Raw genomic sequence first — 10,547 nt, 5'->3', positions numbered from 1 at the left:
CCAATAGATAGGTCGCACCACTTACACCTCAGTACAAGACCTCGGCCAAACGGCTGGGGAATTGGCTTTCAGCTTGTGGCGATCAGCTCTCACGCGGGGGGTGCGGACTTCCGTGTTGGTCGAAGGGCGACTTCTTGCCCACCGCTCCCGATCGAGTATGCGAAGTGACGCGGAACAGGCTCGCGATCAGTCAGACGGAGCGGATGCTGCGCGGCCGCATCGGGGGCGCCCGTCGGACGCACAATAGTCACGAGCTCATTCGGCTCATGGCCACCTATGCGTTCATCGCCCTCTATAGCGAAGAGCCCGAGACGTTTGACGATCGCCTGGCGCTCGCGGCCTTTGAGGTGTTCAAGGCGTACGATTTCCTCACCCCGGAACTCACCTTCGAGGCGCGCCTGGCCCTCCTGGGCCTGCCGGCCCGGGCGGATGTGGTGCTCGTGCGGCTCGACCGCGGCTGGCCGCCGACACCGGCCGCGGCGGTCCATGTCACGACGTACAATCTGGCCGCCCTCCTGACCGGCCGACCGAATGAGCGGCGGCCGGTCCCGGGTCGTCGCACGGACGTCGCGAGCGCGATCCTCGAGCACCGCCCCGCCCCACTGCGCCGCCTGATCGAACTCGACATCGTCGACATCGAACGTTATGGGTTTGACGGATTCGAACCGCAGACCTGGTACCCGATCTTCGCCGCGCTCATCTGTCGCGCCGCGGCGGCCCACGGCCTCGATCTGCCCATGCGACTCCCGGCGTTCGAAAACTGAACCCGACCAGGCTCCGGCGTCCCCTCCGTGTCGAAGAGACTGGAGTGGCTGCCCATCCCGGAGGGCGCTTGACCCGATTAGTCCAGTAGGCGCACCATGCCGGCGTGTTGGTCACCGGTCAGCCCTTCCCCCGCAACCTGTCGCAGTTCCAGGCCGCGTTTCCGGATGACGCTGCCTGCCGAGCCTGGCTCGCCTCGATCCGCTGGGCGGCCGGATTCGCCTGTCCCGGTTGCGGTGGCAGGGACGGCTGGGTGACAGCCCGGCGCGGACAGATGATGTGCCGAGCCTGTGGTCGCCAAGTCTCGGTTACGAGCGGCACGAGGCTCGAACACCTCCGGCTGCCCCTGACGACGCTGTTCTGGGCGGCCTACCTGGCGGTCACCTTGCCCGGCCTCAACTCGGTCACCCTCGGCCGCCAGTTCGGCCTGACCAGTCGGCAGACCGCCCATCGGCTCCTGACGACGCTGCGCGACGCGATGGCCACGCTGCCGCTGTCGCCTCTCGGCGGCGTCATCGAGGCCGACGAGATGGTGGTCGGCGGAGTGACGCCGGGTGTCCGGGGCTGGAAGGTCGCCGGAACCGCCAAGCGCCTCGTGCTTGTCGCGGCGGAGCAGGGCACGACCCGGACACGGATGGTCGTCATCGCCGATCGTCGGGGTGCGACCCTCGTGCCGCTCCTGGCCCAGCTCGTCGCCCCTGGCTCGACCGTCGTGACCGACGGTCACTCGGGCTACGCCGGGCTGCCGGCGGCCGGGTTCCTCTGGCGTCGGGTGCCGCATCCCGCCGGCGGTCTCAAAAGGGGCGGCGCGGGACGAGCGACGCCGGCGGTGGATGGGGCCATCAGCCGCTACAAACGCTGGCTCCTGGGCACCTACAACAAGCCGCCGGCGGACTACGCGCCCTATCTCGGCGAGTTCGCCTTCCGCTCCGAGTTCCGACGCCAGCCGACTACTGCCTTCGAGGCGCTCCTCGGCCAGCTCGTCGGGTGAGGCCGAGCCGCTCGTTCCGGGCACAGTCAGGGCCGATGCCGGCCCGGCGCGCCGCTTCGTCCTTCAACACCTTGCCGCACATGCGGCAGCGCACCTCTCCTCGGGCCGACTGGTTTGTGCGGGAGGGCGCTCCTTTGGGGGCCTGCGGATCTGACGGAGCGTATTCAAGACGCCCCAGGGCGATGAACTGCTCCACCTCCGGAAGCTCGTCGGGAAGGAAGCGTCCGACCACTGCCCGGGTTCGCTTGAGCACGGCGGCGTCGGCCCGTCCCAGCATCCGGGACAGATCGGCGGTGTCCTGGGGTCGGGCAGCGATCAACTTCAGGACGACGAGGAACGGCAGCGTCAGCGTCGGCAGCCCTGCGGTGATGAGGTTGTCCTGGGCCTCGGCCACCGCCTGCTCCCCCAACACGCCCGGCACTCCGATCAGGTCGAGTTCATTGTCGGCAGCATCTTTCCAAGCCGTGCCGGCCAACCCACCGTAGAGCGCGAGCGGACCCAGGTATTGCCATCCAGCGGCGGTCGCTGCCTCCCCGGCCGCGACGAGGTCGGCAAGGCACAGCGCGAGATCGAAGTCGTCGGTGTTGCGCGGCGGCATGTAGTTGTTGGCGGCCAGACCACCGGTCACTCCGAACCTGATGCCAGCTCGCCGCAGCGCCCGGATCGCCTCATCGGCCCAGCCCGGCACATGCCTCGGGCGGCCGATGAGGTGGTCGAGGTCGCTGCCCGATCCACTCTGCGAGCGGCGGGCAGAGAAGGTCAGCATCGCGCGACGGGCGATGACCCGCTCGGAGCGAGGGGGTAGGTAGGCAGGGAGCATGTGGAGAGAGTGCTGGCTGCGCGTCACGCGTCAAGGATAGCGGCACTCGCCAACCATGCTGGACTAATCGGGTCAAGCGCCTCCCGGCGTAGCGACCAATAAGAGTTTCATCGGTGACCTATGCGCCCGAGTGGCCTCAACACTGGTCATTGACCAACACGAAAGTCCGCACCCCCCTCACGCGAACCGTCGGCAGAGCTGAACAAGCGCCGCCATGAAGACCATGATCGTTGCCAGCGGGATCAGAGGCACATTGCTCGTCCTGCCGCCAGTCGGTGCCGTGTCGGTCGCGGGCATCGGAGCAATGACCACGATCGTCCACGTCGCGGACTGGGTGCGCCCACCGTCGTGGACCACCACCTCCACGGTGTGCCGGCCAGCCGTACCGAACGCCAGGGTGATGGCTTGAACGTGCGCGGCTGATGACAAGGTTGTCGCCACCTTCGAACTCGTGGCCGGCGCGAAGGTCACGCCGTCCACGAACCACGCGAAGAAGCAACTCGTTTGGCAGCCCTCGGCGGTGACCGTGATGACCACCTTCTGTCCGATCATCGCCTCAGAGACCGCCCGAAACGAGATGGACAGCACGATAGGAGTTGGCGTCGGAGCCGGCGTCGGAGCCGGCGTCGGAGTTGGCGTCGGAGCGGCCGTCGGAGCCGGCGTCGGCGCGGCTGTCGGAGTTGGCGTCGGAGCGGCCGTCGGAGCCGGCGTCGGAGTTGGCGTCGGAGTTGGCGTCGGAGCGGCTGTCGGAGCCGGCGTCGGAGTTGGCGTCGGAGTTGGCGTCGGAGCGGCCGTCGGAGCCGGCGTCGGAGTTGGCGTCGGAGTTGGCGTCAGAGCGGCCGTCGGAGCCGGCGTCGGCGCGGCCGTCGGAGCCGGCGTCGGCGCGGCCGTCGGAGTTGGCGTCGGAGCCGGCGTCGGGGCCGGGATTGGGTTCACCGTGACGGTGAAGGTGGCCGAGCCGGTGTTGCCCGCGGCGTCCGTGGCCGAGCAGGTGACGGTCGCGGTGCCGACGGGGAAGGTCGTTCCGGACGACGGCGAGCAGGTCGGCACCAGGGCGCCGCTGACGGCATCGTTGGCGCTCGCGGTGTAGCTGACCGCGGCTCCGGACGGTCCGGTCGCATCGACGGTCACGTTCGCCGGCACGGTCACGATCGGGGCAGTTGTGTCAATCGTCAGATTGAGCGTGCTGGTCGTTCCGGTGCCAAAGGGGTCGGTGGCCGCAGCAGTGACTGTATGTGCTCCGTCGGCAAGCGGGCCGATCAGCAGCGACCAGGTGCCATCGGCGGCGGCCGTGGGAGCACCAGCGGCCACGCCATCAACGGTAACCGCGACGACCGCGCCGGCCGCAGTAGAGCCATCGAGCGTCGGGCTGGTGACGTTCGTGATGCCGTCACCGAGAGCACCGGAGTCGCTGGCCGGAGTCAGACCAAGCGTCGTGGCCGACGGATTGCCAGCCACGATGTAGGCCGTCTTGGTGGCCGTCGAACTGCCGCCATCGTTCGTCGCCGTGAGGCTGACGGTGTAGGTGCCAGGGGCGGCGTAGCTGTGGGTGGGGTTCTGGATGGTGGCGCTCTGACCGTCGCCAAAGTCCCAGGCCCAGGAGGTCGGCCCGCCGGTGGAGGCGTCCGTGAAGGCCACGGTCGAGCCGACGGGCACGACGGTCGGAGTTGCACTGAAATCGGCCACCGGGGCCGGGATGCCGCGAAGGATGAGTTCATCAACGGTCCACGACACGTAGTCACCGCTGGTGGCGAGGGCCCGCCAGTAGCGGTGGGCCGAGGGGGAGGCGATGGCCCGGTCAATGAAGGAACCTGTTGGTGCGGCCGGGTCGGTAGTCGTCCACGTCGAGCCGTCGTCGCTGTACTGGAGGGCGACCGACGTGGCTGAACCAAGACCATAGCCGTAGGCCGGCTGATGGAGCTCCCAGCCACAGATCGTGCGGGGTGTCGTGAAGCTCCAGCCGATCCAGACGTTCCCGTAAGCGGGTTCCCCGAACGCGCTCGTCCACGCGGTGGTGTCCGAGCCGTCGAAGGCGAGTGGCGCGCCAGTTGGGTTGTCAAGGGCAATGGCAGAGCCGGAGCTCGTCGTCGTTGCCGTTGCGCCGCAGGCCGGTACCAGGGGTGCGAATGCGCCGTAGAGGTCGAGCGTGTAAACGGTCCACGAAGCGTAATTAACCCCGCCGTTGACACGGAAATACAGAGCGGTGACCGGGATCGGCAGGACCACGTCGTTGTAGTCGGCACTCGAACTTTCTGTCCAATCAGTGGTCCACGTGACACGATCATTGGACGATTGGAGAGTGAGCGGCCAGCCAGCGGCCGTTGTCGCTTGATGAAGGTAGAACTCGCAAATCGTGGCGGGCCGCGAAAAATCCCACTCCACGGTGGCCGGTGCATCCCAAGGGCCGACCCATGATGTTGTTTCATTGCCGTCAAAGGCGGCGGAGGCGGCCAACGGGGCGGGCGAGCCATTGCCCGCAACCGCCAGGTCCGGTGCGCACGGCGTTGTAGTGGGGGGAACGTCCGGCGCGTACACATACGTGCCCGCGCCCGTCATGGCCGCGTTGTAGGAGCCACCTGCCCAGCCGTAGACAAAGCAGCTCTTGAATCCGGCGGTGTGGTACACGTACGTACCGACAGTGTTGCCGTATGCTTGGTTGTACTGCCCCGTGCCGCACCACACGCCGAGGTTGTCGCCCACCATGTTCTGGGTGATGGTGACCGTGATGTCACCAACTGGGTCGACAATCGGCGTCAGGCGATTAAAGGTCGGACCGCCGGATGAGTCCGAGACACCAGGGATCGAGAGAACCCCGCTCACCGTTGAGTTCGCCACCACCGGAACCAACGTCGTGGCAAGGACGATGGCCGACGAAATGGCGACCACCGACACCCGTCGAAACATCGTGTGCGGACCGCGCACGAACGGGGATCGGACCCCGAGATCAACGGGCGAGACGGTGGCCTTGCCGCGCAGTACAAGCGCGGGGACGGCTGTGAGCATCGCCAGGCTGTGGAACCAGACCGTTGGGAGCGCGAGTGTGACGGCCACGACGAGCAGCCACCGCCATCCCCGCCACGCCGCGAGCGCGGTAAGGAGGGCTGCCAGCACGACCCGCTGACCGAGCGAGCCGGGCAAGTGATTTGTGTGTACCGTCGCCGTCGTCGTGGTGAGGGTATGGACCCACGCTGCCCATGCCCCCGAGTCGAGCGTCAAGCCGACCAGAACAAGCACGCCGGTTGCCCCCAAAGCGATGGTGGCTTGTCGCCACTCGCGACGGATCACGTGCCAGAGCAGGCCGACGCCCGGCGTCACCTTGGTCAACAGGAACATTGCCCACAGGGCCGGCCGCTCGAAGACAAACACGAGCGCGACGGCATAGAGCAGGTGGACATTGCCCATCCAGAGCTCAAAGAGAACGGGGGGAAAGAGCAGCGCGACGAGCGCCCAGCGACGGAGCAGCCACACGAGCGCCACGGCGTTCAAAGCCGTCCACCCGGCCAGAAACATCGGCCACGGGATGGCATTGAGCGGTGCCATTAGCGCTGCGCCGATCGGCGCGTAACGCCACACGCCGAGGCCGTCCGCGGTGGCAGTGCCGTCGTAGAGGTGGGTGCCGAGGTGTCCGCCGACCGCCCAGTAGGACGCCGCGTCGAAACCCAGCAGACCCACCTGCGCTGCCACGACGAGGAAGCCCCCGAGCGTGAGCAGGCCGAGCCCGGACGCCACGACGAACGCGACGCGCCCCAGTCGGCGGGGCTCCAAAAACCAACTGAACATCGCGCCGGTCCTCCCTCAGTGTTGACGGAGGGACCCTCAGCGGATTCGGCGAGCTGTCAAGCGACCGGGCTGCTAACGACGAGAATCGCGTCTACGACCAGGGAAATCAGGCGGATCGCGACTTCACGCGCCGCCCAGGCCAGGTCGGCGATCGGTGTGTGATGGGCGCGGCGGGCGATGAACGCCTGCCCGGCCAGCAGCAGCAGCCAGGCATTGAGCGCACCTATCGGATCGGACACTCGCGAAGTAAGAAGGACCGGGAGGAGCAGGATCAGGGCGACCAGCCATTGGCCGAGCCGGTCCTGACGCAGAAAGGCCCGAAGGCCACCCCACGTCCGCAGCGCCGTGCGCGCGTGGTGGGAATCAGTGCAGCGTGGCGCGTGACGCTCAATCCCGGCGGCTCGTTGGTTCTCGCGGACCGACGCCGGGGGCGGCGACTCGGTGGCCCGAGCGCCCGTCATTTGTTCGCCCGCGGGTGGGGTCGCTCGCGACGATGCCGGCTGTGCCACCGGCGGTTGCCGCCGACCCAGAGCTTCGTCCAGCGCGACGCGTGCGGAAGGATCGAGGAGGATGTCGGCAGCTCGGTTGACCTCGGCAGCTCGACGCGTGCGCCGCGCGATCTCGGCCGCGTTCGCCTGGTCGCCGAGGTCCGGGTGAACGGCGCGCAGCGCCGCCCGCCGAGCGCGCCGGATGGCACGCGCGTCGCAGGTCGGTGCGACTCGGAGAGTGGCGTAGGCGTCGAAGAGCTGTTCCATCGTCCTGTTCCGGAGCCTGTCCCAGCGTCGGTTCCTGGTCCATCAGTGCCGGCGCAATGGTCCCCAACGCGCGCGCGCAGGCAGGCGCGCCTGTGCGCGCGAGAGAACCTGGGCCTACTTGTCGGCGACCCAGTAGGTCTCCACGCCGCCGTAGCCACCGCAGTCCGCGCAGGCGTAATCGAAGCGCTTGCCAGACCGCCCATCCCGTACCTCACGGAGGGCGCGGATCAGCTCCAAACGCGCCCGATGGCGCGAGCACAGCCGCTCGTCGAAGTGGGACACGCCAGCTCGGAACTCGGTAGCGGTAGTCATGACTCGACCTCCTTGTTTGGTATTGCCTGAGGGCTCAGCAGCAGCGCGAGAGCGTCCGCAATGATCGCCGCGTGACGTTGCTCCATGACGACGACGGACCGCTTCTCCGGTGCCGGCGTGGAGCGGGTGCTATTGAGGGTCCAGAGGAGGTGGGCGAGGCCGGCCCGGCTCGATACGCCGAGATCGCGTCCAAGCGACGCCAGAGCGGCAGGTGTCTCCACGGGTGCGATCCGCGCCGCACGGAGCACCGCCTTGTAGCGAAAGAAGCTCGCGCGGCTACTGATCCGTTGACCGTCGGCCACGCCACGCATGACGCCGGTGATGAGGACGGCTCGCCCGGCGGCGCGGCTCGCTGATCCGGTACGTTCGAGCTCGGCATCGTAAAGCCGGCGGTACGTGTTCGTGCCCATCTGTCAGCTCCTCACGCAGCCGCGTCATGGTCGAGCGAGATCGATGGCGCGGTGCCGAACGACTCCCTGATCGCGGCAAGCTGTCGCTCGGCCAGCAGCAGCCTCTCGGGGTGATCCGGTCCCTGAGAGAGCCACTCGATTGTCTTGTTGCGCTGGCGCAGGTAGCCGAGCTCCAAGGCCGACCGTTCTTGTCGGACGACCTTGCCACCCTGGACAAGCGTGTCGAGATACTGGTTAAAGTCGGACGCCTTCATGTGCGAGCGGTTAAGGGCATGGCTCCGCGAGCAACCACGGCCGATCTTTTCCAAGATCATCCGCATTGCCCGAGCGTCCTTGTTGTCGGCAAAGTCCTCGTCGAAAAGTCGCACAATGTTTTTCCAGACAAAACGGCAGTAGGCGATCGCGAGCTCCATTGACGTGGCGTCAATCGTGGTCGCGTCAGCCGGCGGGGCAAAGGCGCAGCTCGATGCCCGGAAGATCATCGCGAGCTTCAGGGCGTAGGTTCGCAGCCGGACGGCCCAGGCTTGGAGGTCCTGACCCTTGGTCCCGTTGGTGATCTCGCGCTCCCACTCGGCAAACCAGGCCCGCACGATCTGATCGGCCTCGGGGGTCAACATGACCTCCGCGGAGCTGGTCCCGGTCTGTCCGCCAACGCCGATGGTGCTCATGGCTCGGAGGCCGAGGATGAGGCGATTGCGGTCCTGCGGAGGCATCCTCGTGAAATTGCGGTCGGTCGCCTTGTCCTCGATCCCGGCGGTGACGAAGAGGATGCGCGCGAGAAAGCCACCTCGCCGGTCAGCGCCCCCAACCCGGTCCTCGAGCCAGTCGATCGTTGTGGCACCGAACATGCTGATGGCCGGCCGCCGGATGACAATCTCGCCATCTTTTTTCGTCGTCCGCTTGAACACGTCGGCTCCGCCGTAGAGAGCAGTAAGGTTCTCCTTCGTGCCGGCGTTGTAGTCGCGGCTGATGGTCATCAGAAACGCGCCAAACTCGTCGTGGATCCACAGGCCGGCGGGCTTCTTGGCGAACTCCGCCAGCATGGCCTCCCGCGAGGTCTCCTCCGGGTAGAAGGGGTCGAGCCCAGCGTCGCTGACGAGATTGCGGGCAAGGTTGATGGAAGTGGACTTGTTCATGAACCCCGACTGGGCGACGATGACCATCCAGGTGTTCGGGTAGATGCGCTGGCCCCATGATTCGATGAAGACGCGGTTGCCCAGAACCGCCGAGATCACGCTGATACCGGCCGCGAGGTGAAACTCGGGGGGCGCAGCGGTCAGCGGCACTGCGGCCCGGATGTACTCAGCCAGCCACCCGTCGGTCGGCAGGGCCGGGCCGAGGCGCTTGGCGAATGCGGCCAGGTCGCACTCCGCGTCGTCGTCCAAAGGCGCTGGCGTGTAGGCCACCGCGCTCGGGGATGGCGCGGCGTCAGGGCCGAAATAGGCGTCCACATCGGCCGCCCAGTCGGGCACCGAAGGCGGCTGTGTCATCGCAGGTCCCTCACGTGATGGATGTCCTTCCACCCGACTGTCGGTGGGATCTGGGGCTTGTCAAGCCAAAGGCTCAACTTGATCCTCTGCTGCGACGACCCGAACGACGCGCTCGCGCCACACGCCGGCAACTCGCCGCGGTCGCAGAGCTGAAATGACATGGCGCGCTGGTGCCGAGCAACGCCGCAGCCTGCCCGGTTTCATTCACGGCCTTAGAGTTCACGTACGGTTCGCTTACGGTTCGCACGGCCTGCGAACCGTAGTAAGTCGAGGTTGGCAATGGCTCGCGATGAACTGCGAACCGTAAGCGAACCGTAAGGACCAATTCTCTTCTTGAATTCCTTACAGTTCACCGTTTCACATGGAGGGGGGTGTGCGTGTACCGCGGCCGTTTCTGCCAAGGAAACCCCCCAACGAGCACCCATAGGGGGTCTGTGTGAATTCGCGAACCATAAGGGCGGCCTACCATCGTTTTGCCCCCCACCCCGCACTCCCTTCGGATACCCATGAGACCCTCCGGCGCCCCCTGCCGTAGGAGCCGGTCGAGCTCTTGGGCTCGTTCGCGGACGGCGGGAAACGGGAGTCAGAGCCGGAACTTGACACGACCGCCCGCCGGCCCATTGTCGTCGAGCCCGGCGGGCGAACCTCGTCCAAAGGGTGGTCCCAACCTTCCGATCAATGCCTTCTCGGGCCTCGGCCCGGAGGGCATTGATCGTTTGTAGGCATACCGCCCTCCGCCGCATCTCTGCGACGCCTTATCCCTCATCGGTCGGCATCCTCATGCCGTGGCTCGCCAGGTCGCAGGGCAACGAGGCGCTGGCACCACCGTCCTGACGCCAATCCTCGGGGCGTGGTCGTGCGACGAGCCCGTAGCCCTCCCTCCTCTCTTCCAGCTGAACCGGGAGGTGTGACCTCTCACGAGACTGTTCTTGCAGCTCGCACGAATTTGACCACGCACCCGGTGTTGCTGTCGCGTTTCTTGCCGACCCAGCGGGCGCCACGCGGAGCACCGACCCGGCTCGCCTCGCGCAAGGACTCCGCGTCTACGAATGGGTCAGCCGGTACGTCGGCGCCCTCGACGATCCGTTTGCGGCCCTCGACGCCGTCGGCGGACTCGACACCGTGGTCCGGACGTTGATCGAGATCATCCCAGAGGCGTACACGTTGCTTGAGGGGCCGACCAACTCCGATCCAATCGCCGCTGCGTACGTGCGCTCGCTCGCGACC

Annotated in this window: 8 protein-coding genes; 2 read left to right on the top strand and 6 right to left on the bottom strand. The window is 67.1% G+C overall.

The genetic code is table 11. The features are described 5' to 3' along the window. Positions 1 to 266: 266 nt before the first annotated feature. Both VNF71_16500 and VNF71_16495 read left to right on the top strand, forming a co-directional pair. The gene (locus VNF71_16500) at positions 267 to 764 is read left to right on the top strand and encodes a hypothetical protein (GenBank protein ID HVA76157.1); all 498 of its coding nucleotides are present in this window, start codon (positions 267 to 269) and stop codon (positions 762 to 764) included. Positions 765 to 868: 104 nt separating this feature from the next. Continuing rightward, entirely contained in the window at positions 869 to 1,753 is an 885-nt protein-coding gene (locus tag VNF71_16495) for an IS1595 family transposase (protein HVA76156.1), read from the top strand. Here the strand turns inward: VNF71_16495 and VNF71_16490 are convergent. The 6 genes from VNF71_16490 to VNF71_16465 all read right to left on the bottom strand — a co-directional run bounded on the left by VNF71_16490 (position 1,713) and on the right by VNF71_16465 (position 9,320). Beyond that, complete coding sequence (locus tag VNF71_16490) at positions 1,713 to 2,600, bottom strand: DUF6011 domain-containing protein (GenBank protein HVA76155.1); 888 nt, start codon at positions 2,598 to 2,600, stop codon at positions 1,713 to 1,715. The genes VNF71_16495 and VNF71_16490 overlap by 41 nt on opposite strands. A 150-nt stretch (positions 2,601 to 2,750) precedes the next feature. After that, complete coding sequence (locus VNF71_16485) at positions 2,751 to 6,353, bottom strand: PKD domain-containing protein (GenBank protein ID HVA76154.1); 3,603 nt, start codon at positions 6,351 to 6,353, stop codon at positions 2,751 to 2,753. A 56-nt stretch (positions 6,354 to 6,409) separates the two neighbouring features. Continuing rightward, positions 6,410 to 7,108, bottom strand: a complete 699-nt coding sequence (locus VNF71_16480) for a DnaJ domain-containing protein (GenBank protein ID HVA76153.1) — start codon at positions 7,106 to 7,108, stop codon at positions 6,410 to 6,412. Between the two features lie 114 nt (positions 7,109 to 7,222). Further along, the gene (locus VNF71_16475) at positions 7,223 to 7,420 is read right to left on the bottom strand and encodes a hypothetical protein (protein ID HVA76152.1); all 198 of its coding nucleotides are present in this window, start codon (positions 7,418 to 7,420) and stop codon (positions 7,223 to 7,225) included. Beyond that, complete coding sequence (locus tag VNF71_16470; GenBank protein ID HVA76151.1) at positions 7,417 to 7,830, bottom strand: hypothetical protein; 414 nt, start codon at positions 7,828 to 7,830, stop codon at positions 7,417 to 7,419. Before VNF71_16470 ends, VNF71_16475 begins: the two co-directional genes overlap by 4 nt. Positions 7,831 to 7,841: 11 nt before the next feature. Next, on the bottom strand, positions 7,842 to 9,320 hold the full coding sequence (locus tag VNF71_16465; GenBank protein HVA76150.1) for a DUF3987 domain-containing protein: 1,479 nt from the start codon (positions 9,318 to 9,320) through the stop codon (positions 7,842 to 7,844). Positions 9,321 to 10,547 lie beyond the last annotated feature (1,227 nt).

It is taken from the genome of Acidimicrobiales bacterium (assembly GCA_035533095.1).
GTDB lineage: Bacteria > Actinomycetota > Acidimicrobiia > Acidimicrobiales > Palsa-688 > DATLUM01.
Note: the sequence above shows the minus strand (reverse complement) of the source record. Positions and strands in the feature narration are given on the sequence as shown.

Excerpts from the sequence above, each read along its gene's own strand:
- VNF71_16465 (HVA76150.1), bottom strand. The coding sequence starts at position 9,320 with ATGACACAGCCGCCTTCGGTGCCCGACTGGGCGGCCGATGTGGACGCC.
- VNF71_16475 (HVA76152.1), bottom strand. The coding sequence starts at position 7,420 with ATGACTACCGCTACCGAGTTCCGAGCTGGCGTGTCCCACTTCGACGAG.
- VNF71_16485 (HVA76154.1), bottom strand. The coding sequence starts at position 6,353 with ATGTTCAGTTGGTTTTTGGAGCCCCGCCGACTGGGGCGCGTCGCGTTC.
- VNF71_16500 (HVA76157.1), top strand. The coding sequence starts at position 267 with ATGGCCACCTATGCGTTCATCGCCCTCTATAGCGAAGAGCCCGAGACG.
- VNF71_16480 (HVA76153.1), bottom strand. The coding sequence starts at position 7,108 with ATGGAACAGCTCTTCGACGCCTACGCCACTCTCCGAGTCGCACCGACC.
- VNF71_16470 (HVA76151.1), bottom strand. The coding sequence starts at position 7,830 with ATGGGCACGAACACGTACCGCCGGCTTTACGATGCCGAGCTCGAACGT.